Genomic DNA, 26786 nt, shown 5'->3' on the forward strand with positions numbered 1-26786 from the left:
GTCAGCGGGAGGCGAATTCTACAGCGTTACACGCTGCTGTCAACACCTCTTTTTCAACTTCTTTCTGGCTTCGATAACCTGAAGCAACCCACCGCCGAAAACATCATAACTCATTGAATCTCAAGGAGTTTTCCGTTTCGACTGCGCCGGAAGTGGGGCGAATTATAGACGTCTGGAATTCGCCGTCAACACCTATTTTCAATCCCCCTCAGATTTCAACGAAATACGCGCGAATGCCTTCTTACCAGCCTGACAAACGTGAGTCGCCCCCAGTACGTATACAAAGGAGCGATCAACCACCTCACCATCAACCCGCACACCACCAGAAGCCAGCAGATCTCGTGCAGCAGCGGAGTTCTTCACCAGGCCTGCCTTATTAAGGACAGCAGCAATCGGCATATCCTCAGCAGAAGCGAGCTTGATCTCCGGCAGATCATCCGGCAACTCGCCATCCTTCATACGATTACCCGCCGCACGGTGAGCATTCGCAGCTGCCTCTTCACCATGGAAGCGCGCAACGATCTCTTCAGCCAGTTTGATTTTGATATCGCGCGGATTGGCTCCAGCCTCTACATCAGCACGGAACGCACCAATCTCATCCATGGTACGGAAACTGAGCAACTCGAAGTAGCGCCACATAAGCGCATCTGGAATAGAAACCAGTTTGCCGTACATGACACCGGGCGCCTCCTGGATGCCGACGTAATTGCCCAGCGACTTGGACATTTTCTTCACGCCATCCAGCCCTTCCAGCAGCGGCATAGTCAGAATGCACTGAGCCTCTTGACCATAACCACGCTGTAGCTCACGCCCCATCAATAGATTGAACTTCTGATCGGTACCACCCAACTCGACATCCGCACGCAGAGCAACAGAGTCATAACCCTGAACCAACGGATAGAGAAACTCGTGAATCGCGATCGGCTGATTGGTGGTGTATCGCTTATCGAAGTCATCGCGCTCAAGCATGCGAGCAACGGTGTACTGCGAAGTCAGACGAATGAAATCTGCCGGCCCCATCTGATCCATCCAGGTGGAGTTGAACGCGACTTCGGTCTTCGCCGGATCAAGAATCTTGAACACCTGAGTTTTGTAAGTCTCGGCATTTTCCAGAACCTGCTCACGAGTCAGCGGCGGCCGCGTTGCGCTCTTGCCGCTCGGATCACCGATCATCCCGGTGAAGTCACCTATAAGGAAGATCACCTGATGCCCCAGCTCCTGGAACTGGCGCAGCTTATTAATAAGCACAGTGTGACCCAAGTGCAGATCGGGAGCGGTTGGATCGAAACCAGCCTTAATACGCAGCGGCTGGCCACGCTTGAGCTTCTCGATCAGCTCGGACTCGACCAACAGTTCTTCCGCACCACGTTTAATCAGCGCTAGCTGCTCTTCAACCGACTTCATAACAGACCCGCAAGGCTCAGATTCAAAGGGAACCAACCATACAAGATCGCGCACCAATTACAAGTTTTGCCCGGCGCACGGACACCAATCCACAGACGCAAGGTCTGTAGACTTGCTTCAGAGATGATTTGGTTATATTTTATACAGTTATTTCATCTTCATCATGTCATTCATCTTTTCCAATTCATCACTATTCAAAGTCAAAATTACTTATGACCACAGAACCGTCTAAAGCGCCGCCGCTTTACCCGAAGACCCACCTGCTCGCCGCAAGTGGAATCGCCGCCCTTCTCAGCCTGGCGCTCCTGGTATTTCCTTCCAGTGATGTTGAAGCCAAAAAGACAACGCTGAGCCTTGAACTGGAAAGTCCTGCTGATCAACTGGCACAAGATCAAGACGCCGCTGACGCGGCTCAAGCCACAAACGAGCCAGTAGCTTCGCCATTTGCACAGATAGAAAACAGTAGCGAAAACACTACTGAAGCCGCGTCCGCGACAGTTCAGGCCGACGAAAAACCAAAAGACCCCTGGCACCGCGAAATCGTCGTCGCCAAGGGCGATACGCTGTCCACATTGTTCGAAAAGGTGGGGCTGCCAGCTGCGGCCGTGCATGAAGTACTGGCCAGTGACAAGCAAGCCAAGCAATTCAGCCAGCTCAAACACGGCCAGAAACTCGAATTCGATCTGAACCCGGAAGGGCAACTGACCAGCCTTCACAGCAAGGTCAGTGATGTCGAAACCATCACCCTGACCAAGAATGACAAAGGTTATTCCTTCAACCGTGTTATCGCGAAACCAACCGTTCGCACTGCTTATGCCCACGGCGTCATCAACAGTTCGCTGTCGCAGTCGGCTGCGCGTGCTGGCCTGTCTCACAGCCTGACCATGGATATGGCCAATGTATTCGGCTATGACATCGACTTTGCGCAGGACATCCGCCAGGGTGATGATTTCGACGTTATCTACGAGCAGAAAGTGGTTAACGGCAAAGCTGTCGGCAACGGTCCGATCCTGTCCGCGCGGTTCACTAACCGAGGCAAGACCTATACCGCTGTTCGTTACACCAACAAACAGGGCAACAGCAGTTATTACACGGCTGACGGCAACAGCATGCGCAAGGCGTTTATCCGTACCCCGGTGGACTTCGCCCGCATCAGCTCGAAGTTCTCCATGGGCCGTAAACATCCTATCCTCAACAAGATCCGTGCTCATAAAGGTGTCGATTACGCAGCACCACGCGGCACACCAATCAAGGCTGCCGGTGACGGCAAAGTGCTGTTGGCCGGTCGTCGCGGCGGCTACGGCAACACAGTGATCATCCAGCACGGTAATACTTACCGTACGCTTTACGGGCACATGCAAGGCTTCGCCAAAGGCGTGAAAACCGGCGGTACCGTCAAGCAGGGCCAAGTGATCGGCTACATCGGCACCACCGGCCTTTCCACCGGTCCGCACTTGCACTATGAATTCCAGGTCAACGGCGTTCACGTCGATCCACTGGGACAAAAGCTGCCAATGGCCGATCCGATCGCCAAATCCGAGCGCTCTCGTTTCATGGCTCAGAGCCAGCCGCTGATGGCACGCATGGATAAAGAGAAGGCCACAATGCTGGCTTCGAGCAAGCGTTAAGCCATGGCCCTGTATATCGGTGTGATGTCTGGAACCAGTCTCGATGGCCTGGACATCGCGCTGATCGAACATACCCCGGCGATCAAACTGATCGCCACGCATTACATCCCTATGCCTGAGTCCCTGCGCGCCGAGCTACTTGGCTTATGCGCCAGCGGCCCTGACGAGATCGCCCGCTCTGCGATTGCACAGCAGAACTGGGTAAAACTCGCCGCTCAGGGCATTCACACCCTCCTTGATCAGCAGAAGCTCCAACCTCAAGCCATACGCGCGATAGGCAGTCACGGCCAGACCATTCGCCATGAGCCCGCACGCGGCTTCACCGTACAGATCGGCAACCCGGCCCTGCTGACCGAGTTGACAGGTATCACAGTGGTCAGTGACTTCCGCAGCCGCGATGTCGCTGCCGGTGGCCAAGGCGCACCACTGGTACCAGCCTTCCATGAAGCTTTGTTCGAAGAGCGTAACGGCAACCAGGCTGTCTTGAATGTCGGCGGTTTCAGCAATCTCAGCCTGATCGAGCCGAACAAGCCTGTAGCCGGTTTCGATTGCGGCCCCGGAAATGTGCTGATGGACGCCTGGATTCAACAACAAGTCGGAGAAAACTACGATCGCAATGGTCAGTGGGCAGCCACCGGCACTGCAGAACCAAGCCTGCTCAAAGCACTGCTCAGCGACCCTTTCTTCGTGACCAAAGGGCCGAAAAGCACGGGGCGGGAAGTGTTCAATCTGCCTTGGCTGCAACAGCACCTCTCCCACCTACCGACGCTTGCTGCTGAAAACGTCCAGGCCACTTTGCTTGAGCTGACCGCGCTGACTATTGTTGAGTCGCTGCAAAGCGCTCAATCCGATACCAGAGAACTGTTGGTCTGCGGTGGCGGCGCGCACAATGCCACGCTTATGAAGCGACTGGCCGATCTGCTGCCGAAGGCGAAAGTCGCCAGCACCGCCACGCGCGGTGTAGACCCGGACTGGGTCGAAGCCATGGCTTTCGCTTGGCTGGCCCATTGCTGTCTAGAAGGCATTGCCGCCAACCGCCCAAGCGTCACCGGCGCCCGCGGCCTGCGAGTACTTGGCGCTATCTACCCCGCCTGACTCAATTTACAGAAAACAAAACGCCGCAGAACCGTGAGGCTCTGCGGCGTTTTGCTGTGTTCAGCGAAGTGCGATCAGATCGAGAACGAAGATCCGCAACCACAGGTCGTGGTGGCGTTCGGGTTTTTGATCACGAAGCGCGAACCTTCCAGACCTTCCTGGTAGTCCACTTCGGCACCCGCGAGGTACTGGAAGCTCATCGGGTCAACCACCAGACTCACGCCTTCACGCTCGACGATGGTGTCGTCCTCTGCCACCTCTTCATCGAAGGTGAAACCGTATTGAAACCCTGAACAACCGCCGCCCGTAACGAATACGCGCAGCTTCAAGCGATCATTCCCCTCTTCATCGACCAGGCTCTTCACCTTGTGCGCGGCACCGTGGGTGAATTGCAAAGCCGTGGGGGTGAAGGATTCGACGCTCATGCTGACTATCTCCCGGCGTTACGCCGCCATAATGCGTGATGACGCGCATTATCCGCTTGTCCGAGAAAATCGGTCAACTATTGTTACGGTATATCAATCAAGCCGATCGGCGGTTCAGAATGCAAAAAGGCCCGTTCAACGGGCCTTTTTACTGTGCAACTGTAAGGTTACGGCAGCATACCGGCGTGGGACAGGCCGAAACGCTCGTCCAGCCCGAACAGGATGTTCATGTTCTGCACCGCCTGCCCCGACGCGCCTTTGACCAGGTTGTCGATCACCGACAAGACCACCACCAGATCGCCATCCTGCGGACGGTGAACCGCAATACGGCAAACGTTGGCGCCACGCACGCTGCGAGTTTCCGGATGACTGCCCGCTGGCATCACATCGACGAACGGTTCATCGGCATAACGCTTTTCGAACAGTGCCTGCAGATCCACCGAGCGATCGACCACGGTGGCGTATAACGTGGAATGAATGCCACGGATCATCGGGGTCAAGTGAGGAACGAAGGTCAGACCGACATCCTCGCCCGCCGCGCGACGCAGCCCCTGGCGAATTTCCGGCAGGTGACGGTGACCTTTCACCGCGTAGGCCTTCATGCTTTCCGACGTCTCGGAGTACAGCGAGCCTACAGCCGCGCCGCGACCTGCACCGCTGACACCGGACTTGCAGTCAGCGATCAAACGCGAGGTGTCGGCCAGACCGGCTTCAAGCAACGGCAGAAAACCCAACTGTGTTGCGGTTGGATAGCAACCCGGCACCGCGATCAGGCGTGCTTTCTTGATTTGCTCGCGATTGACTTCAGGCAAGCCATAGACAGCTTCATCCAGCAACTGCGGAGCACCGTGAGGCTGACCGTACCACTTTGCCCATTCTTCAGCGTCTTGAAGACGGAAGTCCGCGGACAGGTCGATGACCTTGGTGCCTGCGGCCAGCAATTCACCTGCCAGTGCGTGAGCCACACCGTGCGGTGTGGCGAAAAAAACCACATCGCAAGCGCCCAACGTTTTGATATCGGGCACGCTGAACGCCAGGCCGTCGTAGTGTCCGCGCAGGTTCGGGTACATGTCAGCCACGGGCAGACCGGCCTCGGATCGGGAAGTGATCACGACCACTTCTGCCTGCGGATGCTGTGCCAACAGACGCAGCAGTTCGACACCGGTGTAACCCGTGCCGCCGACGATACCGACCTTGACCATAAACCTGCCCTCAACGAACCCACTGGAAAGCCGTCGATAATAGGGGCCACGCGCGCCTGCGACAACCATCAAGGTGACGCGCGGACGCTCAAGCCTCTACTATCCGGCTTACCGTGAATGAGGGAATAACCCAAAATGCTCTATCTGTGGATCAAGGCTTTTCATATCGTCAGCGTCGTTTGCTGGTTTGCCGGGCTGTTTTACCTGCCGCGACTGTTCGTTTATCACGCGCAAAGTGAAGACACCGTCAGCAAGGAACGCTTCAGCGTCATGGAGCGCAAGCTGTATCGCGGCATCATGGGCCCGGCCATGATCGCTACGCTGATCTTTGGCGGCTGGCTGATCTATCTCAACCCGAGCATCTTCAGCATGGGCGGCTGGATACACGCCAAATTGACCCTGGTCGTCTTGCTGATCGGCTACCACCACATGTGCGGCGCGCAGGTAAAACGTTTCGCTCGTGGCGAGAACACCCGCAGCCATGTCTTTTATCGCTGGTTCAATGAAGTGCCGGTTCTGATATTGCTGGCTATCGTAATTCTGGTCGTGGTCAAGCCGTTCTAACTTCAACAAACACAACACTTTGGGGTACTTCCAATGTCGCTGCCCGCTCTGCTCGAACAAACTCTGCGCCTGCCAGTGGTAGCGGCGCCGATGTTTCTGATCTCCAACCCTGAACTGGTGATCGCCTGCTGTCGTAATGGCGTGGTCGGTAGCTTCCCGGCGCTGAACCAACGCGAAAGCAGCGGTTTCAAAGCCTGGCTGGAACAGATCGAAGCGGGATTGGCGACACTGAACAACCCGGCACCGTACGCAGTGAACCTTATTGTTCACAACAGCAACCCGCGCTTGCAGGCGGACCTGAATATTTGCGTCGAGCACAAAGTGCCCATCGTCATCACCAGCCTCGGCGCGGTCAAGGAACTGGTCGACGCCGTGCACAGCTATGGCGGTCTGGTCTTCCACGACGTTACCACCCGCCGTCATGCCGAGAAGGCTGCCCAGGCGGGTGTCGACGGTTTGATCGCAGTGGCGGCCGGCGCCGGCGGTCATGCCGGCACCTGGAGCCCGTTTGCACTGATTGCCGAGATCCGTGAGTTCTTCGACAAAACGTTGTTGCTTGCAGGATGCCTGAACCATGGGCATGAGATTCTCGCTGCACAGATGCTCGGCGCGGATTTGGCCTACTTCGGTACGCGATTTATCGGCACCACTGAAAGTCATGCACCTGACGCCTACAAGCAGATGCTGCTGACAGCCAAAGCGGCAGACATCATTCATACTCCAGCGGTTTCCGGGGTGCCGGCCAGTTTCATGCGTCAAAGCCTGGAGGCAGCCGGTTTCGACATGACCGCGCTACAAGGCAAGGGCGAAGTGAATTTCGGCGATAAGCTCAAACCGATCAGCGACGAAGCCAAAGCCTGGAAAACCGTGTGGTCTGCCGGTCAAGGTGTCGGACAGATTGATGATCTGCCAAGCGTGGATCAGTTGATCGCGCGCCTCGATGCTGAGTACCGCCAGGCCCAGGAGCGCGCAGCGCAGTTGCCGAAACGCTGGCCTCGCTGAGAAAATCGCGCCCGTCCCTTGTGGACAGGCCTTACACTAACGACCTTTCAATCTACTCGCGACAAGGATGCCTCGCCCATGAGCGACACCCGTTACAAGATCGTTTTCGACGGCGCTCTACAGCCCGGTGTTGATATCACCACTGCCAAACTCAATCTGGCGGATCTGTTCAAAACCGAAGTGACCGCCATCGAGCGTCTGTTCAATGGCAGTACAGTGGCACTCAAACGCGACCTGTCCCATGGCGATGCTCATGCTTATTTGCAAGCGTTGAGCAAAACCGGGATCGATGCACGGATCGAAACAGAAACAGCCATCGAGTTGAACCTGTCGGACGTCCACGAACAATCTGCTGGCGTGGCAGAACCGGACTCACCCTATGCACCACCGCGCGCCAGCGTAGGCGAAAGCCTACCGCCATTCGCCACGCTCAAGCCATTCAGCGTCGAAGGCAGGATCGGACGCTTGCGCTTTCTGGCCTGGACAATGGTACTCAGCCTGGTGACGATGCCCATCGTCGGCGTGTTCGCCCTGATCGCCCTGGGGCTTGTCAGCGGCGACTCCACCACCGGACTGATCATCGGCGGCATCTTTGCCTTTTTCCTGTTTCTGGGATTCATGATTGTCAGCATCCTGTTCACCGTTCAACGTCTGCACGACATCGGCTGGTCAGGCTGGCTGTGGTTACTGAACCTTGTACCGTTCGTGGGCAGTTTCTTCCCGCTGGTGATTATGGCCGTCCCCGGCGATACCGTCGCCAATCGCTATGGTCCTCCACCGCCACCAAACACCACCGCAGTGAAAGTGCTCTGCTCCCTGTGGATCGTGTTTGTCGCCCTGATATTCGCGGGCGCAATACTCGGTGGAATCTCGGCAGTTCAGCAGGAATACGAAAGCACCCTGGAAAGCAGCTACGAAAGCGGCTCTGTGACCACCGACGAAATCGATGTCGAAGTCGAGCCGGCCGCAAATTCCGCTGACGAGGCAGCCGAAGCGGCGCAGGCCCCCTGTAGACTCTGCGAACGAATGAGCAGCGCTCCCCGCCGTGACACCCGCGTCGCTGGCGCGGAGTTGTTGCGATGGAGAATTGCATGACCCGTTACGCTCTGATCACTGGCGCCTCCAGCGGTATCGGCTTGGCCATGGCCGAAGCACTGGCGCGGCGCGGCCGCAGCCTGATTCTGGTGGCACGACAGCGTGATCAGTTGGAAAGCATTGCGATCGAACTGACCCAGCGCTTCGGCGTCGAGGTGCTGTTCCGCGCCTGCGATCTGGGCGAGCCGTTGCGCCTGTCCGGTTTTTTGCTGGAACTGGAAGAAGGTGACCGACAGATCGATCTGTTGGTGAACTGCGCTGGCATCGGCACCTGTGGCCCCTTTTTGGCTCAGGACTGGATGACCGAACAAGATCTGATCGAGGTCAACATCCTCGCCCTCACCCGCTTGTGCCATGCGATCGGCAACAGCATGGCACTGCAGGGTGGGGGGCAGATTCTCAACGTCGCCTCGATTGCCGCGTTCAATCCTGGTCCATGGATGAGCACGTACTACGCCAGCAAGGCCTATGTCCTGCATTTTTCCGAAGCGCTGCGCGTGGAGCTCAAGCAGAGCGCAGTAAAAGTTTCGGTTCTGTGCCCTGGCCCGACCCGCACAGCCTTTTTCCGCACCGCGCAGCTCAACAACGAAAAACTCAACGACAGCAAAATGCTGATGAGCCCCGAGGAAGTCGCGCTATACACCGTGCGTGCACTGGAAAAAAACCGCGCGATCATCATTCCAGGACGGCGCAATCGCTGGTTCGCGTTTCTGCCGCGACTCGGTTCGCGCTGGCTCAACCGCACCCTCGTCGGTATGGTCAACAAGGCTTACTGCCCACGCTGAACTGTCCTACGGCAAAAAACTGGGCGGGTCCATTCCCCATGAGTACACTCAGGCCAACCCACACAACGGAGAAAACAGCAGTGGATAGTCTGTTCACCAAGATCATCAACCGGGAAATCCCGGCGAAGATCATTTACGAGGACGACCAGGTTCTGGCGTTCCACGACATCGCCCCTCAGGCACCGGTGCATTTTCTGGTGATCCCGAAGAAACCGGTGCGCACCCTCAATGATCTGACTGAAGACGACAAGGCACTGGCCGGGCACATCCTGTTCACTGCTCAGCGCCTGGCGCTGGAGTTGGGTTGCGAAGAAGGCTTTCGCGTGGTGATGAACTGCAATGAAAAAGGTGGGCAGACCGTCTATCACATTCATATGCACGTACTGGGTCAGCGCCAGATGAACTGGCCTCCGGGCTAAGGCACAATCCCTTCCACTGCGGGGGCGGGCTTGCTCGTGAAGATGTCAGCACATTCGGAGCATCTTCGGCTGACACACCGTTTTCGCGAACAAACTCCGCTCCCACAAAGAAACATGCCCCCATGGCATATGACCCAGCGCAAACCTTCCCTGGCCGATTCGGTTAAACTGGCCATCGAGATTCTTCCCGGAGGTCAGCATGACTACCCAACGTCACTACTCGCCGATTGACCGTCTTCTGCTGCAAGCCGATGCCGCGATGCGTACATTACTGCCATTCAGTGGCCAGCCGTACCGCCCGTCACCGGCCATCCTGCAGCCGGAAACACAAATGAGCGACGAAGACACTCGCCATGTCGCCGGCCTGATGCGCATCAACCATACCGGTGAAGTCTGTGCCCAGGCGCTGTATCAGGGCCAGGCCCTGACCGCCAAATTGCCGCAAGTGCGCGAAGCCATGGAGCACGCCGCGGAAGAAGAGATTGATCACCTGGTGTGGTGCGAACAACGCATTCAGCAACTGGGGAGCCATACCAGCGTGCTCAATCCGCTGTTTTATGGCATGTCGTTCGGCATCGGCGCTGTCGCTGGCTTGATCAGCGACAAGGTCAGCCTGGGGTTTGTTGCGGCCACCGAACATCAGGTGTGCAAACACTTGAATGAGCATCTGGAGCAACTGCCAAATGGGGATGAAAAGTCCCGGGCAATTCTGCAGCAGATGCGTATCGATGAAGAGCATCATGCCGAGAGTGCACTGGAGGCTGGCGGTTTCCGCTTTCCGGCACCGGTTAAGTTCGGGATGAGTCTTTTGGCGAAGGTGATGACCAAGAGCACCTACCGGATCTGAAGACTGTATCCGTACCAGAGGGTTTCATCGCAGGTAAGCCAGCTCCCACAAGCTCTTTACTCCTGCCATAAAAAGGCGACTACCGCTAAGTAGTCGCCTTTTTTGTGTCTCGCCGCCGGCTGACCGATCACGGCCCTGAAAAAGCGGCGCATCATGCAGACGTCAGCGGGGGATCGCCAGAGTCGGCACTGCTTTTATGATAGTTGAATGTCAGTTCAACCGAGTTCGACGATTTCGTAATCGTGGGTGATAGCAACGCCAGCGGCGCCGAGCATGATCGAAGCCGAGCAATATTTTTCGGCAGACAGTTCGATGGCGCGCTTGACCTGGGCTTCTTTCAGGCCACGGCCCTTGACCACGAAGTGCATGTGGATCTTGGTGAACACCTTCGGATCTTCAGTCGCACGCTCGGCTTCAAGGAAGGCTTCGCAGCTTTCAACGTTCTGACGGGACTTCTTCAGAATGCTGACCACGTCGAAGTTGCTGCAACCGCCGACGCCCAGCAGGAGCATTTCCATCGGACGAACCCCCAGATTACGACCACCGGCGTCCGGAGGACCGTCCATGACCACAACATGCCCACTACCGGATTCGCCGAGAAACATGGCTTCGCCAGCCCATTGGATGCGTGCCTTCATCGCCCAGACTCCACTGTAAAAAAAGGGGCGCCAGCTTATCACAGGGCTTTGCTCTGACAGCGAGCAGCGTTCATAGGACGAATGCTCCAGTAGCGTAGGTAATTTCTCGAATTTGCGCGGAAGTGTCTGGTAAGCTGGCGCCAATTCGCTGGCGCTCAGCCAGTTGTGTAGCGACCATCTTCAGCGCCTCATAAAAAAATTAAACATAACCGTGCAGTTTTTTCGGGATACAACCATGGTTGCTATTACCCCCACACCCAAAATCAAGAACCTCGACAAGCTGTTGACGCATTGTCAACGCCGTCGGCATGCGGCCAAGAGCAACATCATTTGTGCTGGCGATCGTTCGGACACGTTGTACTTCATCATCAAGGGGTCGGTGACGATCCTGATCGAGGATGACGACGGCCGCGAGATGATCATTGCGTACCTGAACGCGGGGGACTTCTTCGGCGAACTGGGACTGTTTGAACAGGCCGGCCAGGAACAGCAGCGCAGTGCCTGGGTGCGGGCCAAGGTCGAGTGCGAAACGGCGGAAATCAGCTACGCGAAGTTCCGCGAATTGTCGCAGCAGGATCCGGACATTCTTTACGTCCTCAGCGGACAAATCGCACAACGCCTGCGCAATACCACGCGCAAGGTCGGCGATCTGGCGTTCTTCGACGTCACGGGACGAGTGGCACGCTGCCTGTTGGAGTTGTGCAAGCAACCCGACGCGATGACCCACCCGGACGGCATGCAGATCAAGGTGACCCGTCAGGAAATCGGCCGGATCGTCGGTTGTTCGCGGGAAATGGTCGGTCGCGTGCTCAAGGATCTTGAGGAACGCAACCTGGTCGACGTGAAAGGCAAGACGATGGTGGTCTTCGGTACTCGTTAGAGACCGACGCTGTAGATCTGCGCCAGCATTAAACGAAAGAGCTCATCGAGTCGCGCCAACGCCTGTGGCGCGCTGAATTTCTCGTGCAAGGCGATATGGCTTTCGGCACGCACTCGCGGTTCCAGGCCACAGGCTTGGTTGAAACGATTGACCGCCGCGACCATCGATTCGCGTTCGTTCTCCATCAGCATCGCACCGTGCACCAGGCCCACCGGACGCTGTCCGCCCTGACTCTGGCGCCAGCGCTGGGCGGTGCCAACCATTTTTCGGCCGTCGAGGTTAACGTTGAAACGTCCGTCACAGAACGCTCCTTCGATTTCACCCAAGGACGATGTGCCGCCCAACTCATCAAGCAACTGACAGATCGGATCGCACAAGCGGCGGTAGCCGGTTTCGATGCGGTTCAGATCGCCTTCGTTGCGGGGTGGCGCGTAGACCAGTGCAATGTTGATCGTCGCGGCAGATTGCGGGACGGGTTCGCCGCCAGTTTCGCGCAGGAGCACCGGCCAGCCGGCGGCAGCGGAGACTTCGCAGGCGTGTTCGAAACCGGGGAGACGATTGAGGCGGCGAGGCATGACCAGCGCGTGGTCGCTGGGTTGCCAGATCAGAAGGCCGAATTCCGCATCACCGGCGCAGACTGAGGCGAGCAAGTCCTGCTCGGCTTGCAGGCCGGCTTCAATGGTCAGGGCGGTTGGCTGCGACATGCATGGCTCCGACAGACTTGAAGTCTTTAGAGAATTTGAGGGCCTCTTCGCGAGCAAGCCCGGCCCCAAAGGGGACGCGGGCGCCTGCAAAAAAGATCAGTCGAGGGTCGAGCCGCTGACCGCAGCCCCACGTTCCGGGAAGAACAGACGCTGCAATTCAACACCCGGGCTTTCGGCGCGCATGAACGCTTCGCCGACCAGGAACGCGTAAACGTCGCTGATTTCCATCAGTTCGACATCTGCACGGTTGAGGATGCCGCTCTCGGTAATCACCAGACGATCGCGCGGAATACGCGGCAGCAGGTCGAGGGTGGTTTCCAGACTGACGTCGAAAGTGTGCAGATTACGGTTGTTGACCCCGACCAGTGGCGTATCGAGAGTTTTCAACGCACGTTCCAGCTCATCACCGTCGTGCACTTCCACCAAGACATCAAGACCAACGCCTTTGGCCACCGACGCCAACTCGGCCATTTTCACGTCATCCAGCGCGGAAACGATCAACAGCACGCAGTCGGCGCCCAGCGCACGGGCTTCGACGATCTGGTACGGATCGATCATGAAGTCCTTGCGGATCACCGGCAGTTTGCACGCGGCGCGAGCCTGTTGCAGGTACGCATCGGCGCCTTGGAAGTAATCGATATCGGTCAGTACGGAAAGACAGGTCGCCCCACCCTTCTCGTAACTTTTGGCAATGTCGGCCGGAACGAAGTTTTCGCGGATCACGCCTTTGCTCGGTGAAGCCTTTTTGATCTCGGCAATGACCGCCGGTTGTTTGGTCTTGGCCTGTGCCAGCAACGCCTGGGCGAAACCACGGGGCGCATCGGCCGCTTTGGCCAGGCTTTCCAGCTCGCTCAGGCTCACACGAGCGCTACGCTCGGCGATTTCCTGAACTTTGCGCGCCAGAATGTTTTCCAGAACCGTCGGTACACTCATCCTTCATTCTCCACTTTGAATACCGCGGTAAAGGCACCCAGCTCCTCAAGTTTTTCCCGAGCGAGGCCGGTGTGCAGAGCGTCGTGCGCCAGCTCCACGCCTTGTTTCAAACTGCTGGCCACGTCGGCGGCGTAGAGTGCCGCGCCGGCGTTGAGCACAATCATTTCGGCGGCTTTCTGGCCGTTCTCGGTTTTGCGCTTGCCCAGCGCATCGCGGATCAGCGCCAGCGACGCCTCCGGGCCGTCGACCGACAGGCCGTGCAAGCTCTGGCTCTTCATGCCCAAGTCCTCGGGTTCGACCCAATACTCGGTGATCTCGTTGTTTTTCAGTTCGGCGACAAAGGTCGGTGCAGCGAGGCTGAATTCGTCCAGACCATCCTTCGAATGCACCACCAGCACATGCTTGCTGCCCAAGCGTTGCAAGACTTCCGCCAACGGTCGGCACAACGCCGGGTTGAACACACCCACCACCTGATGTTTAACACCGGCCGGATTCGTAAGCGGGCCAAGCATGTTGAACAGCGTACGCAGGCCGAGATCGCGGCGTGGGCCGGCGGCATACTTCATGGCTTTGTGATGGGTCTGGGCAAACATGAAACCGATGCCGACGTTGTCGATGCAACGGGCGACCTGAACCGGCGTCAGGTTGAGGTAGATACCGGCGGCTTCCAGCAAGTCGGCGCTGCCGCTCTTGCCCGACACCGCGCGGTTGCCGTGTTTGGCCACGGTGCAACCCGCTGCCGCAACAACAAAAGAAGACGCGGTCGATACGTTGAAAATGTTGGCACCGTCACCGCCGGTACCGACCACATCGACCACGCCGTCGAGGGTCTTGAGTTCGACCTGATCGGCCAGCTCACGCATCACCGATACGGCGCCGACGATTTCATCGATGCTTTCGCTCTTCATGCGCATGGCCATCATGAAAGCGCCGATCTGCGCGTCAGTGCATTGGCCGGTCATGATTTCGCGCATCACGTCGCGCATTTCATCGGTGCTGAGGTCGAGGTGATCGACGATACGGCTCAGGGCTGTCTTGATATTCATGGGAAGTCCTTAGCGCGTGCCGCCGGTTTGTTTGAGGAAGTTGGCAAACAGTTCATGGCCCTGCTCAGTCAGGATCGACTCGGGGTGGAACTGTACGCCTTCAATGTTCAGGGTCTTGTGACGCAGGCCCATGATTTCGTCGACAGAGCCGTCATCGTGTTGCGTCCACGCCGTCAGCTCCAGGCAATCGGGCAAGGTTTCGTGCTTGACGATCAGCGAGTGGTATCGGGTGACGGTCAGGGGATGGTTGAGACCTGCGAAAACGCCCTTGTCCTCGTGGAATACCGGACTAGTCTTACCGTGCATCACTTGGCGGGCACGCACCACATTCCCGCCAAAGGCCTGACCGATGGACTGGTGGCCGAGGCAGACGCCGAGAATGGGCAGCTTGCCGGCAAAGTGCTTGATGGCCTCGATGGAGATGCCGGCTTCGGTCGGCGTGCAAGGCCCCGGAGAAACCACGATGCGCTCTGGCTTGAGCGCTTCGATTTCGGCAATGGTCAATTCGTCGTTGCGCACGACTTTGACTTCGGCACCCAGCTCGCCGAGGTACTGCACAACGTTGTAAGTAAAGGAGTCGTAGTTGTCGATCATCAGCAACATGGCGTTTCGAACCTCTTGAATTCTGACTTGAAGACAGCCTTCAGATGACTTGCCCGCAGGGCGCTGCACGATGTCGGACGCACAGATGGCGTCGGCAAAGCGGCATTTCGAACGGGCAAGGAAGGCAAAGCGATACAAATCCGGCCGGGCCGGCAGAAAAGATTCAGGCGCGCCAACGCCAACGGGCGTGTGCCTTGATGACTTGATCCAGAAGTTTGCTGGTGATCAACACGGGGAAGGTCTCGTTCATACGTTCCGGCACAGTAACTTAGCTGGGCAGAGCGTGCAATATGGCGGGGCTTGCAGGGCATAAAACTATGGAGGGGTTCGCGATCGATGGCAAAAGGCCGGAAGTTTTTGGTACTGTCGTTTCGTTCACCTACAACAATAAATAAACGGACTTGCTCATGATCAAACAGACGTTGTTTGTACCGCTGGCCGGTTGCTTGCTCGCCCTGGCCTGCGCCCAGGCGTATGCAGCACCCAATCCTTACTCAAGCTTCATCGTCTTTGGCGACAGCCTCAACGATGCCGGGACATTCACCGACACCGGCGGCCCGGCGGGCGCCACCCAGCGCTACACCAACCGCACTGGCCCGGTTTATCTGGATGGCAGCGGTGAATTGCGCTCGCTGAACTCCACGCAACTGCTGGGCGGACGCCTCGGGTTTACGGCGGATCAAACAGCCTCTTCCAGTTCAGCTGAACGCGCCAATGCAGGCCTGCCGGACGGCAACAACTGGGCGGTGGGGGGTTATCGAACTGACCAGATCCTCGACTCGATCACCACGCAATCTGCCACGGGGGAACGTACCCGCGCCGGCTACTTGCCATCGAACGGCTTGCGCGCCGACCCGAATGCGCTGTACTACATTTCCGGCGGTGGCAATGACTTCCTGCAAGGTCGAATTCTCAGCCTGCCTCAGGCTAACGCGGGTGCCGACCGATTGGCTGACAGCGTACAAGCCCTGCAAACGGCCGGCGCCAAATACGTGATGGTCTGGCTGTTGCCTGATGTCGGTTTGACCCCGGCCATCAACGGTACGCCTTTTCAGGCGCTCAGCAGTCAACTCGCCAGCCAGTTCAACAGCCAACTGGTGACACGTTTAAAGGACATCAACGCTGAAATCATTCCGTTGAATATTCCAGTGCTCCTGTCGGAAGCTTTCGCAGATCCCGGACGTTTTGGCCTGGCCACCGACCAGAACCTGACCGCGACCTGTTTCAGCGGCAGCAGTTGCACGGAGAACGCCCGCTACGGCATCAACAGTGCGACGCCGGATCCGAGCAAGCTGATCTACAACGACGGCGTACACCCGACCGAGGCCGGGCAGAAGCTGATCTCTGATTACGCCTATTCGCTGTTGGCCGCACCGTGGGAGCTGACACTGCTGCCGGAAATGGCCCACGCCACGCTGCGTGCGCACCAGGATGAACTGCGTACTCAATGGAAAGCGGATTGGGAGAACTGGCAACCCGTCGGTCAGTGGCGCGCCATTGTCTCCGCCGGCGGCCAGCATCTGGATGTCGACAGCCAAAGCAGCGGCGCCAGCGCCGACGGCAGTGGTTACAACCTCAACGTGGGGGGCAGCTATCGCCTCAATGATGCTTGGCGCGTGGGCGTAGCGGCAGGTTTCTACCGGCAGAATCTGGAGGCAGGCCACAACGATTCGGACTACAAACTCAACAGCTATCTGGCGACAGCCTTCGCCCAGTTCCAGCAAAATCGCTGGTGGGCTGACGCCGCGCTGACCGGTGGCAAACTCGACTACGACAACCTCAAGCGCAAGTTCGATCTGGGCGTCAGTGAAGGTGCGGAGAAAGGTGATACCGACGGCCACCTGTGGGCGTTCAGTACCCGCATCGGATACGACATTGCCCAACCGGGCAGTGAATGGCATTTGTCGCCGTTCGTCAGCGCCGACTACGCCAGCGTGGATGTCGATGGTTACTCAGAGAAAAGCAACCGGGCCACAGCACTGACCTTCGATGACCAGGCGCGTGATTCGAAACGTCTGGGCCTCGGTATTCAGGGCAAGTACAACATCACCCCACAAACCCAGGTGTTTGGTGAATACGCCCACGAACGTGAGTACGAGGATGACGTGCAGAAGGTCAACATCGCGCTCAATACCCTGCCGGCCAACGACTTCAAACTCGAAGGCTACACACCGCAGAGTCATTTGAACCGTTTGAGCCTGGGCGTCAGCCATAAACTGACGGCAGATCTGGCGCTGCGTGGCGGTTATACGTTGCGCAAGGACGATGACTTTACCCAGCAAGGGGTTAACGTCGGAGTCGTGCTGGACTTCTAAATCCCGCGCATAAAAAAGCGGTGCCCTCGCAGGCGCCGCTTTTTTATTGCCGAACACAAAGCCCACTGTGGGAGCGAGCCTGCTCGCTCCCACAGGGTTTTGTGTTGGCTCAGCTTTCCGGGGTTTGTTCGGCCAGTGCCACGGCACGGAACATCGCCCGGCGCTTGTTCAGGGTTTCTTCCCATTCCAGCGCCGGCACCGAGTCGGCGACGATGCCGCCACCGGCCTGTACGTGCAATTCGCCGTTTTTGATCACCGCGGTACGGATCGCAATCGCGGTGTCCATGTTGCCGTTCCAGGCGAAGTAACCCACCGCGCCGCCATACACACCACGCTTGACCGGTTCGAGTTCGTCGATGATTTCCATCGCACGAATCTTCGGTGCCCCGGACAAGGTGCCCGCCGGCAGAATCGCCCGTAGCGCGTCCATCGCCGTCAGCCCGGATTTCAACTGGCCGGTGACGTTGGAAACAATGTGCATCACGTTGGAATAACGCTCGATGACCATCTTCTCGGTGAGTTTCACCGAACCGATTTCCGAGACACGTCCGGTGTCGTTACGACCCAGATCGATCAGCATCAAGTGCTCGGCGATCTCTTTATCGTCGGACAGCAAGTCTTCTTCCAGCGCCAGATCGGCTTCTTCTGTCGCGCCACGCGGGCGAGTACCGGCAATCGGACGCACCGTGATCAGGTTGTCCTCGACCCGCACCAGCACTTCCGGCGAACTGCCGACGACGTGGAAGTCGCCGAAGTTGAAGAAGTACATGTACGGCGTCGGGTTGAAGCAGCGCAAGGCGCGATACAGATCGATCGGTGCCGCCTTGAAGTCGATCGACATGCGCTGCGACGGCACGACCTGCATGCAGTCACCGGCCAGGATGTATTGCTTGATGGTGTCGACGGCTTTTTCGTAATCGTTCTGGGTGAAACTGGAGCGGAACACCGGGTCAGCGGACTGTTGTTTGCTGAAGTCCAGGCCGCGACGCGGGGTGATCGGCTGGCGCAGTTTTTCCAGCAGTCCCTGCAATTGCGCCTGACCTTGCTCGTAGGCATCCGCCTGCGCAGGGTCGGCCAATACGATGGCGTGCATCTTGCCGGCGAGGTTGTCGAACACCACGACCGCATCGGACACCATCAACAGAATGTCTGGCACGCCCAGCGGATCCGGGTTCGGGCACTTGCCCAGACGTTTCTCGACATAACGCACGCAGTCGTAACCGAAATAACCGACCAGACCGCCGTTAAATCGCGGCAGGCCAGCAATGGTCGGTACGTTGTAGCGGGCCTTGAAGGTTTCGACGAAGGCCAGCGGATCTTCAACGTCGTGGCTTTCAGTCTCGACGCCATCAACGGTGATGCTGACGTGATGATCGTAAACCCGCAGCACGGTGCGGCACGGGAGGCCGATGATCGAGTAACGACCCCATTTCTCGCCGCCCTGCACGGACTCGAGCAGGTAGGAGTTGGGTTGGTCAGCCAGTTTCAGGTAGATCGACAGCGGCGTGTCGAAGTCGGCCAGGGTTTCGCAGGCCAACGGAATGCGGTTATAGCCATCAGCGGCCAAGCGCAGGAATTCTTCGCGAATCATAAGATGCCTCGTGGTGTGAGGTGCTGTCAGTCAGGTGTGCAAACGCGCCGGCAGGCCGGCCAGAAACAAGTCAGGCGCGCCAACGCCAGCGGGCCAGGGCCTTGATGACTTTCATCCAGAGTTTGCGGGTGACCACCACGATGGCGTTTCCAGAAGGGGATTGAGAAGCGTCGGGCAACGTTATCTCAGCGGCCGGATCCAGGCAACCGGGAATTAGCTTGCGCAGGTCGTCGATCACCAGTGCCGGGGATTCCTCGGCAATCGGCCGCCCATGGTTGTAGCCGTAACTCAGCGCCACACATTTGACCCCCGCCGCTTTCGCGGCCAGCACGTCGCTGCGCGAGTCGCCGACAAACAGCGATTGCGAGGCCGGGATGTTGGCCATTTTCATCACGAAGAACAGCGCGGCCGGGTCGGGTTTTTTCTGCGGCAAGGTATCGCCGCCGATGATCCATTTGAAATAGCGGCCGATTTTCATCTGGTCCAACAGCGGCGCGACGAAACGCTCCGGCTTGTTGGTGATCAACGCCATGGCCACGCCTTGCTTTTGCAGCCACTTGAGCGTGTCGCGCACGCCGGGATAGACCACAGTCAGCTCATGGCTGGCGCCGTAGGCCTGCATGAAAATTTCCAGCGCTTGCTCGGCTTCGACGTCATCCACAGAGGCATGATCGATACCGCCGGCCAGCGCACGACGCACCAATACCGGTGCGCCATTGCCAACCCACTCGCGCACCGACTCAATGCCCGCTGGCTGGCGGCCGAGGGTGAGCAGCATGTTGTCCACCGCCGCTGCCAGGTCGGGAACCGAGTCGATCAGCGTGCCATCCAGATCGAACATCACCAACCGTGGCAGTTTGCCCGGGAACAGCTGCTCAAAACCGCTCATGGGCGAGCCAGCGCCAGTTCGGAACGCATCTTGTCGATGACTTCCTGATAGTTCGGTGCATTGAAGATCGCCGAGCCGGCCACAAAGGTGTCGGCGCCAGCGGCGGCGATCTCACGGATGTTGTTGACGTTGACGCCGCCGTCGATTTCCAGACGGATGTCACGCCCCGACGCATCGATGATCGCCCGTGCTTCGCGCAGTTTGTCGAGGGTGCCGGGAATGAACTTCTGCCCGCCAAAGCCTGGGTTGACGCTCATCAGCAGAACCATGTCGACCTTGTCGATCACGTACTTGAGCACGTCCAGCGGGGTCGCCGGGTTGAACACCAGACCGGATTTGCAGCCGCCCTCGCGGATCAGTTGCAACGAGCGATCGACGTGCAGCGTGGCTTCCGGGTGGAAGGTGATGTAGGTGGCGCCGGCCTCGATGAAGTCGCCAACGATGCGATCCACCGGGCTGACCATCAGGTGCGCGTCAATCGGCGCAGTGACGCCGTACTTGCGCAATGCCGCGCAAACCATCGGGCCGATGGTCAGGTTGGGCACGTAGTGGTTGTCCATGACATCGAAGTGAACGAACTCGGCACCAGCGGCGAGGACGTTGTCCACTTCTTCGCCGAGGCGGGCGAAGTCGGCGGAAAGAATCGACGGAGCAATTACGAAGGGCTGCATGACGCACCTTTACTGAGCTAAATCACGATGGCGCGCATTGTATACCTCAAGTTTCCGCGCGCGCACCGTGACGGCGATGATCAGTAGGCGGCGCGGTAGATCTTCTCGATATCGATGGCGCTGAGTTTACGTGGGTTGTTGCGCATCAGACGTTCAATGCCTGCGGCCTCCAACGCCATGGCCGGGATCGCGTCTTGCGGTACACCGAAACTGCGCAACCCGGCGGGAATCTCCACCGCTGCACACAAGTCGGTCATGGCCTGCACGGCTTTATCCGCTGCCTCAATGGCACTCAGATGAGCGGTCTTCACCCCCATGGCTTCGGCAATATCCTGCATCCGCTCGACGCAGGCCATCTTGTTCCAGGTCATGACATAGGGCAGCAGTAGCGCATTGCTGACACCATGGGCAATGTTGAAACGCCCGCCCAGCGGATAGGCCAGCGCATGCACCGCACCGACCCCGGCGTTACCGAATGCCATGCCGGCCATCAGGCTGGCGGTGGCCATGTCTTCCCGCGCTTGCAGGTTGGCGCCGTTGGCGTAGGCCTTGGGCAGGGCCTTGGCGATCAGTTTGATCGCGCCGAGGGCCAGGGAGTCGGTGATCGGCGAGGCGTTGACCGACAGATAGGACTCAATGGCATGCACCAACGCATCGACGCCACTGGCGGCGGTGACACTGCGTGGGCAGGTCAGGGTCATCTGCGGACTGACCAGCGCGACGTCCGGTAATAGATAGTCGCTGACGATGCCTTTCTTCAACTGCGCAACCTTGTCCGAAAGAATGGCGACGTTGGTCACTTCCGAGCCGGTGCCGGCAGTGGTCGGGATGGCGATCAGCGGCGGCCCTTTGCGTGGCACCTGTTCGACGCCGAACAGATCCTCCAGCGCGCCGTGATAACCGGCATACGCGGCAACGCTTTTGGCGATGTCGATAGCACTGCCGCCGCCCAGACCGATCAAGCCGTCATGCCCGCCTTCGCGGTACGCACGCATGCAGTCTTCGACAATGGCGATTTCCGGATCCGGCAGCACGCGGTCGAAAATCTCGTACTCGCGCCCACCCAGTTGCACCAGCGCCAGCTCAACGGTGCCGGATTTGACCAGCGCGGCGTCGGTGACGATCAGCGGGTTGTCGATGTCGAGGCGGGTGAGTTCCGCCGCCAATTGCTCGATGGCGCCGGCGCCGGTGATCAGTTTGTGAGCGATTTTGAACTGAGAAAGACTCATGGTGCGCAGCCTCTTATAGATAGGGGAGCTGGGCACAAGATTAGCTGGGGATTTGAGGTTGTCTGCTATTCAGGTCATGAATAACCCAAGACTTCGCACACAACACAAATCCCTTGTGGGAGGGGGCTTGCTCCCTCCCACAGTTTTGATCGTTTACGGCTTCAGACCTGAGCGGTGCGCAATTTTTCGCTGCGGCCGCGTAGCCATTCAAGGGTCAGCAGCAGGATCACCGAGAAGGCGATCAGCAAGGTCGCGGCGGCCGCAATCGTCGGGCTGAGGTTCTCCCGAATCCCGCTGAACATCTGCCGAGGCAACGTGGCCTGTTCAGGCCCGGCCAGAAACAGCGTCACCACCACTTCGTCGAACGACGTGGCGAACGCAAACAACGCCCCGGAAATCACCCCTGGCGCAATCAGCGGCAAGGTCACACGACGGAACGCGGTCAACGGCGACGCACCGAGGCTGGCGGCAGCACGCACCAGATTGTGGTTAAACCCCTGCAACGTTGCCGACACGGTGATGATCACAAATGGCACACCGAGTACCGCATGCACGACGATCAGCGAGAAGAAGCTGTTGCCCAGGCCCAGCGGCGCAAAGAACAGATAACTGGCCACACCAATGATCACCACCGGCACGACCATCGGCGAAATCACCAGCGCCATGACCAGCGGTTTGCCGGGGAAGTCGCCACGGGTCAGGCCGATCGCTGCCAGCGTGCCGAAGACCATGGCCAGCGCCGTTGCGGCCGGGGCCACGATGATGCTGTTGCGAAGCGCCCGCATCCATTCCGCCGAGGCGAAGAAGTCCTGATACCAGTGCAGCGAAAAACCTTGTAGCGGGTACACCAGAAAACTGCCCGAGTTGAACGACAGCGGCACGATCACCAGCACCGGCAGGATCAGGAACAGCAGAATCAAGCCGCAGAGGATCCGCAAGCTGTAGAACCACACCCGTTCGATGGGCGACATGTAAGGACTCAGCATCTCAAATTCCCCTTAGCTCAGGCGCAGGCGACTGGCGCCCACCAGCCAGCTGTAAATCAGATAAAGCACCACGGTTGCCAGCAGCAGCAAGCCGCCCAGCGCGGTGGCCATGCCCCAGTTGATGCTGGTGTTGGTGTAGAACGCGACGAAGTAGCTGACCATCTGATCGTTCGGGCTGCCGAGCAGCGCCGGGGTGATGTAGTAGCCGATGGCGAGGATGAACACCAACAGGCAACCAGCGCCGATACCGGCGTAGGTCTGTGGGAGGTACACCCGCCAAAAACTGGCGAACGGATGGCAGCCCAGCGAGATCGCGGCACGCATGTAGGTTGGCGAGATGCCTTTCATCACGCTGTAGATCGGCAGAATCATGAACGGCAGCAGGATATGCACCATCGAGATGTAAACGCCGGTGCGGTTGAACACCAACTCCAGCGGTTTATCGATGATGCCCATCGCCATCAGGGCGCCGTTGATCAGACCACCCGATTGCAGCAACACGATCCAGGCGGCGACGCGCACCAGAATCGAGGTCCAGAACGGCAACAGCACCAAAATCATCAGCAGGTTGCTTTGGCGCGATGGCAGGTTCGCCAACAGGTAAGCCAGTGGATAGGCGAGCAGCAGGCAGATCACGGTGATGACCAGGCCCATCCAGAACGTACGGGCGAAGATGTCGAGGTAGATCGCCTGATCGGGGGTGGCCGGGGCGATCTCGCCGAGGTCGTCGATGCGGTGGTCGACCGCCGCCAGCAGGTAATACGGGGTGATGCTACTGGTGTTGCGCTTGACCGCTTGCCAGTAGGCCGGGTCGCCCCAGCGCTCGTCGAGTGTTTCCAGGGCGACTTTATAAGACGCCGGCTCGCTGGCAAATGGCAGCGCCCGGGCCGTTTTGGTCAGCAGGCTGCGATAGCCGGCCAACTCCATGTTCAAGCGCTTGGACAAATCGCCCAGCGTCGAGTTTTTCCGGGCTTCGGCGAGGTCGTCGCTGGCAGCCTTGTAGACCGGTTCGGCGGGTAGACCGCGACCGTCCCAACTGGCGATGGCCGTCACGGTGCGCGGCATGCCGCCGACCACTTCCGGGTTGCCGACGCTTTTGTAGAGCAGCGCCACGATCGGCACCAGGAACACCAACAACAGAAACAACACCAGCGGCGCAATCAACGCCTGGGCCTTCCAGCGGTTGACCCGCTCGGCGTGCTTGAGCTTCTGCTTCAAGGTGGGGCTGGCGCCCTCGTTCAGGGGAACGGCGATGGCCATGACGTACTCCGCAAATCTTTGATCGTTACAGAGGTGGCGAACCACCTCGATCGATTGATGCACACAGATCCAAATGTGGGGGCGACGGTGCGACGATTCGACTTGCTCGCGAAGGCGGCGTGTCAGTCACATCAATGTTGAATGTACTGGCGCTTTCGCGAGCAAGCCTGCTCCCACAGGAGGGCGAGCCCTCGGGTTACTTCGCCGCCCAGGCGTTGAAACGCTGCTCAAGCTGCTCGCCGTTATCAGCCCAGAAGCTGACGTCGATCTGCACCTGGTTGGCGATATTTTCCGGGGTGGTCGGCATGTCTTTCAGAACATCCTTGGACAGCAGCGGTACGGCTTGGGTGTTGGCCGGGCCGTAGGCGATGTTTTCCGAGTACGTCTTCTGCTGCTGCGGCTGCACCGAGTAGGCGATGAACTTCTTCGCCGCTTCGGCACGCTTGGCGTCCAGACCTTTCGGGATGGCCCATGCGTCGAAGTCGTAGATGCCGCCGTTCCAGACCACTTGGAGGTTGGACTCTTTCTGCACGGCAGCGATGCGACCGTTGTAGGCCGAGCTCATGACCACGTCGCCGGAAGCAAGGTATTGCGGCGGTTGAGCGCCGGCTTCCCACCACTGAATGCTGGGTTTGAGCTCATCGAGTTTCTTGAACGCGCGATCCTGACCATCCTTGCCGGCCAGCACTTTGTAGACGTCCTTCGGCGCAACGCCATCGGCCATCAAGGCGAATTCGAGGGTGTACTTGGCACCTTTACGCAGGCCACGCTTGCCCGGGAATTTCTTGGTGTCCCAGAAATCAGCCCAACTGGTTGGCGCGGTTTTCAGCTTGTCGGCGTTGTACGCCAGTACGGTCGACCAAACGAAGAAACCCACGCCGCAAGGCTGGATCGCCCCTTTGACGTAGTCTTCGCTCTTGCCGAACAACGCTGGGTCCAGTGGCTCGAACATGTCTTCGTCGCAACCACGGGACAGTTCTGGCGATTCAACCTCGACCAGGTCCCACGACACGCTCTTGGTATCGACCATGGCTTTGACCTTGGCCATTTCGCCGTTGTACTCGCCGGCAATGATCTTGCCGTTGCCCGCCGCTTCCCACGGTGCATAGAAGGCTTTGACTTGCGCCGCCTTGTTCGCCCCGCCAAACGACACCACGGTCAAATCCGGGCCAGCGGCCATTGCGCTTGCCGCACCCATCAGGCCCAGGGTCAGGGCGGTGAACTTCAGGGATCTCAACATTTATTGTTCTCTCCACGTGCAGGGTTGGTGTTGGTAGTGCCGGGGCGATCAGTTCGCCTCTAAAAGAGGATCAAGCGCGCGTACGTGCTCGACCTGCCAGCCAAGCGGAACCACGTCACCGACAGCGAGCCCGGGATCGAGCTCGGCAATCGGTTGTTTCACGAAGAAGTCGGTCTTACCGCAGACTTCCAGGCGTACTCGGACGTGGTCGCCCAGATAGATGAATTCCGCCACCCTCCCTGAGAAGCGGTTGACGCATTGATCGCTCGAACCGTTGAGGCTGACGCGCTCCGGACGGATCGACAGAGTCACCGGTTCGCCGGTCTGGCCGACGTTGACCGCCAGCGCCTCGACCTTCTCGCCACGACCGAGTTCGACCACGCAACGCTCGCCGTTCTGGCTGAGCAAGCGGCCATTGAGGCGGTTGTTCTCGCCAATGAAGTTGGCGACAAAGGTGTTCTTCGGCTCTTCGTAGAGGGTGCGTGGCGGCGCGATCTGCTGAATTTCGCCCTGATGGAATACCGCAACGCGGTCGGACATGGTCAGGGCTTCGCCCTGGTCGTGGGTCACGTAGACCACGGTCACGCCGAGCCGCTGGTGCAGGTGCTTGATTTCCATCTGCATGTGTTCACGCAGTTGCTTGTCGAGGGCGCCCAGTGGTTCGTCCATCAGCACCAGTTGCGGTTCGAACACCAACGCGCGAGCCAGTGCCACACGCTGTTGCTGACCACCGGACAACTGTGCCGGATAGCGTGAGGCGAAAGCGTCGAGCTGAACCATGCTCAGGACTTTCTTGACCTTGTCGCCGACGTCGCTCTTGTTCAGGCCGCGCACGGTCAGCGGGAACGCAAGGTTCTCGGCCACGGTCATGTGCGGGAACAGTGCGTAGTTCTGGAACACCATGCCGATGTCGCGCTTGTGCGGCGGTACGTTGTTGATCGCACGCCCGTCCAGAAGGATTTCCCCGGCGGTCGGTGTTTCGAAACCGGCGAGCATCATCAGGCTGGTGGTCTTGCCGGAGCCGGACGGCCCGAGCAGGGTCAGGAACTCGCCTTTGCGAATGTCCACGTTGAGGTCTTTGACGATCAGGTTCTCGCCGTCGTAGCTCTTCTGCACTCCACGAAAGCTGACCAGCACATCACTGGCCCCTGCGTTTGAATCGACCTGGCTCATACCCGCACCTTTGTTGTTGATGACTGCTTGTGGGTTAAGCCTAGTGGCTGCTGACAGGCACGCAAATCGGGGCGCAGGAGAGAATCGCCTCAGCCGGATGGAAGGTTGGGGGTAGGGATTGCCCTACAAGGATGGCGCGTTTGGACAAGGCAGCCGCGAGCG

At 58.6% G+C, this 26786-nt stretch carries 25 protein-coding genes and 1 pseudogene; 10 read left to right on the plus strand and 16 right to left on the minus strand.

The genetic code is table 11. The features are described 5' to 3' along the window. Positions 1–198: 198 nt before the first annotated feature. Positions 199–1404: a tyrosine--tRNA ligase gene (gene tyrS, locus ACIOU6_RS19470; RefSeq protein ID WP_401138656.1), complete on the minus strand. Its 1206-nt coding sequence runs from the start codon at positions 1402–1404 to the stop codon at positions 199–201. 212 nt (positions 1405–1616) lie between these two features. On the opposite strand from tyrS, the gene ACIOU6_RS19475 reads away from it, so the two are divergent. Together ACIOU6_RS19475 and ACIOU6_RS19480 are read left to right on the plus strand one after the other, a co-directional pair. Beyond that, positions 1617–3032 (plus strand): peptidoglycan DD-metalloendopeptidase family protein, encoded by a 1416-nt coding sequence (locus ACIOU6_RS19475; protein WP_401138657.1) that lies wholly within the window; start codon positions 1617–1619, stop codon positions 3030–3032. A gap of 3 nt (positions 3033–3035) precedes the next feature. Then, complete coding sequence (locus tag ACIOU6_RS19480; RefSeq protein WP_221734394.1) at positions 3036–4127, plus strand: anhydro-N-acetylmuramic acid kinase; 1092 nt, start codon at positions 3036–3038, stop codon at positions 4125–4127. A gap of 74 nt (positions 4128–4201) precedes the next feature. Here the strand turns inward: ACIOU6_RS19480 and erpA are convergent, their stop codons facing one another. Next, the gene (gene erpA, locus ACIOU6_RS19485; protein WP_060541601.1) at positions 4202–4552 is read right to left on the minus strand and encodes an iron-sulfur cluster insertion protein ErpA; all 351 of its coding nucleotides are present in this window, start codon (positions 4550–4552) and stop codon (positions 4202–4204) included. Positions 4553–4719: 167 nt separating this feature from the next. After that, a complete protein-coding gene (gene argC / locus ACIOU6_RS19490) occupies positions 4720–5754 on the minus strand; it encodes an N-acetyl-gamma-glutamyl-phosphate reductase (protein ID WP_221731073.1) in 1035 nt (344 codons plus the stop codon). Between the two features lie 135 nt (positions 5755–5889). Here argC and hemJ point away from each other — a divergent pair, with 135 nt between their 5' ends. The 6 genes and pseudogenes from hemJ to coq7 all read left to right on the plus strand — a co-directional run bounded on the left by hemJ (position 5890) and on the right by coq7 (position 10466). Then, positions 5890–6318 carry a protoporphyrinogen oxidase HemJ gene (gene hemJ, locus ACIOU6_RS19495; RefSeq protein WP_221731074.1) on the plus strand — a complete coding sequence of 143 codons (429 nt, stop codon included), beginning with the start codon at positions 5890–5892 and terminating at the stop codon, positions 6316–6318. 33 nt (positions 6319–6351) lie between these two features. Next, the gene (locus ACIOU6_RS19500) at positions 6352–7320 is read left to right on the plus strand and encodes a nitronate monooxygenase family protein (protein WP_221731075.1); all 969 of its coding nucleotides are present in this window, start codon (positions 6352–6354) and stop codon (positions 7318–7320) included. A 78-nt stretch (positions 7321–7398) separates the two neighbouring features. Beyond that, positions 7399–8350: pseudogene (locus ACIOU6_RS19505) on the plus strand (DUF805 domain-containing protein). 61 nt (positions 8351–8411) lie between these two features. After that, entirely contained in the window at positions 8412–9200 is a 789-nt protein-coding gene (locus ACIOU6_RS19510; RefSeq protein ID WP_221731077.1) for an SDR family oxidoreductase, read from the plus strand. Between the two features lie 80 nt (positions 9201–9280). After that, positions 9281–9619 (plus strand): histidine triad nucleotide-binding protein, encoded by a 339-nt coding sequence (locus ACIOU6_RS19515; protein ID WP_401138658.1) that lies wholly within the window; start codon positions 9281–9283, stop codon positions 9617–9619. A 199-nt stretch (positions 9620–9818) separates the two neighbouring features. Then, entirely contained in the window at positions 9819–10466 is a 648-nt protein-coding gene (gene coq7 / locus ACIOU6_RS19520) for a 2-polyprenyl-3-methyl-6-methoxy-1,4-benzoquinone monooxygenase (RefSeq protein ID WP_221731078.1), read from the plus strand. A 215-nt stretch (positions 10467–10681) separates the two neighbouring features. Here coq7 and ACIOU6_RS19525 read toward each other — a convergent pair whose 3' ends face one another. Further along, positions 10682–11104, minus strand: coding sequence for an OsmC family protein (locus ACIOU6_RS19525; RefSeq protein ID WP_221731079.1), 423 nt, complete (start codon positions 11102–11104; stop codon positions 10682–10684). Between the two features lie 235 nt (positions 11105–11339). Here ACIOU6_RS19525 and crp point away from each other — a divergent pair, with 235 nt between their 5' ends. After that, complete coding sequence (crp, locus tag ACIOU6_RS19530; protein WP_339433325.1) at positions 11340–11984, plus strand: cAMP-activated global transcriptional regulator CRP; 645 nt, start codon at positions 11340–11342, stop codon at positions 11982–11984. Here crp and ACIOU6_RS19535 read toward each other — a convergent pair. The 4 genes from ACIOU6_RS19535 to ACIOU6_RS19550 all read right to left on the minus strand — a co-directional run bounded on the left by ACIOU6_RS19535 (position 11981) and on the right by ACIOU6_RS19550 (position 15270). Beyond that, a complete protein-coding gene (locus ACIOU6_RS19535) occupies positions 11981–12688 on the minus strand; it encodes a lipoyl protein ligase domain-containing protein (protein ID WP_401138659.1) in 708 nt (235 codons plus the stop codon). The two genes, crp and ACIOU6_RS19535, sit on opposite strands and share 4 nt — an antisense overlap. A 96-nt stretch (positions 12689–12784) precedes the next feature. Beyond that, entirely contained in the window at positions 12785–13621 is an 837-nt protein-coding gene (trpC, locus tag ACIOU6_RS19540; RefSeq protein ID WP_221731082.1) for an indole-3-glycerol phosphate synthase TrpC, read from the minus strand. Next, positions 13618–14667, minus strand: coding sequence for an anthranilate phosphoribosyltransferase (trpD, locus tag ACIOU6_RS19545; RefSeq protein ID WP_123532375.1), 1050 nt, complete (start codon positions 14665–14667; stop codon positions 13618–13620). The genes trpC and trpD overlap by 4 nt, the downstream gene beginning before the upstream one ends. 9 nt (positions 14668–14676) lie before the next feature. Further along, positions 14677–15270, minus strand: a complete 594-nt coding sequence (locus ACIOU6_RS19550; RefSeq protein ID WP_221731083.1) for an aminodeoxychorismate/anthranilate synthase component II — start codon at positions 15268–15270, stop codon at positions 14677–14679. 407 nt (positions 15271–15677) lie between these two features. Here ACIOU6_RS19550 and estP point away from each other — a divergent pair, with 407 nt between their 5' ends. Continuing rightward, positions 15678–17585, plus strand: coding sequence for an esterase EstP (estP, locus tag ACIOU6_RS19555; protein ID WP_401138660.1), 1908 nt, complete (start codon positions 15678–15680; stop codon positions 17583–17585). 109 nt (positions 17586–17694) lie between these two features. On the opposite strand, the gene trpE is transcribed toward estP, so the two are convergent. The 8 genes from trpE to ACIOU6_RS19595 form a co-directional block, all read right to left on the minus strand. Then, positions 17695–19176 (minus strand): anthranilate synthase component I, encoded by a 1482-nt coding sequence (trpE, locus tag ACIOU6_RS19560; RefSeq protein WP_401138661.1) that lies wholly within the window; start codon positions 19174–19176, stop codon positions 17695–17697. Positions 19177–19246: 70 nt separating this feature from the next. Continuing rightward, on the minus strand, positions 19247–20065 hold the full coding sequence (locus ACIOU6_RS19565) for a phosphoglycolate phosphatase (protein WP_221731086.1): 819 nt from the start codon (positions 20063–20065) through the stop codon (positions 19247–19249). Next, on the minus strand, positions 20062–20736 hold the full coding sequence (gene rpe / locus ACIOU6_RS19570; protein ID WP_401138662.1) for a ribulose-phosphate 3-epimerase: 675 nt from the start codon (positions 20734–20736) through the stop codon (positions 20062–20064). The genes ACIOU6_RS19565 and rpe overlap by 4 nt, the downstream gene beginning before the upstream one ends. Before the next feature lie 80 nt (positions 20737–20816). Continuing rightward, the gene (locus ACIOU6_RS19575) at positions 20817–21965 is read right to left on the minus strand and encodes an iron-containing alcohol dehydrogenase (RefSeq protein WP_221731087.1); all 1149 of its coding nucleotides are present in this window, start codon (positions 21963–21965) and stop codon (positions 20817–20819) included. A gap of 161 nt (positions 21966–22126) precedes the next feature. After that, positions 22127–22951, minus strand: a complete 825-nt coding sequence (locus ACIOU6_RS19580) for an ABC transporter permease (RefSeq protein ID WP_221731088.1) — start codon at positions 22949–22951, stop codon at positions 22127–22129. Between the two features lie 12 nt (positions 22952–22963). Beyond that, positions 22964–24211 (minus strand): ABC transporter permease, encoded by a 1248-nt coding sequence (locus ACIOU6_RS19585; protein ID WP_401138663.1) that lies wholly within the window; start codon positions 24209–24211, stop codon positions 22964–22966. Between the two features lie 196 nt (positions 24212–24407). Beyond that, positions 24408–25451: an ABC transporter substrate-binding protein gene (locus ACIOU6_RS19590; RefSeq protein WP_221731090.1), complete on the minus strand. Its 1044-nt coding sequence runs from the start codon at positions 25449–25451 to the stop codon at positions 24408–24410. A 48-nt stretch (positions 25452–25499) separates the two neighbouring features. Then, positions 25500–26624: an ABC transporter ATP-binding protein gene (locus ACIOU6_RS19595; RefSeq protein ID WP_221731091.1), complete on the minus strand. Its 1125-nt coding sequence runs from the start codon at positions 26622–26624 to the stop codon at positions 25500–25502. Between the last annotated feature and the right edge of the window lie 162 nt (positions 26625–26786).

Origin of the sequence: Pseudomonas sp. NPDC087615 (genome assembly GCF_044743445.1) — a bacterium.
GTDB lineage: Bacteria > Pseudomonadota > Gammaproteobacteria > Pseudomonadales > Pseudomonadaceae > Aquipseudomonas > Aquipseudomonas baetica_A.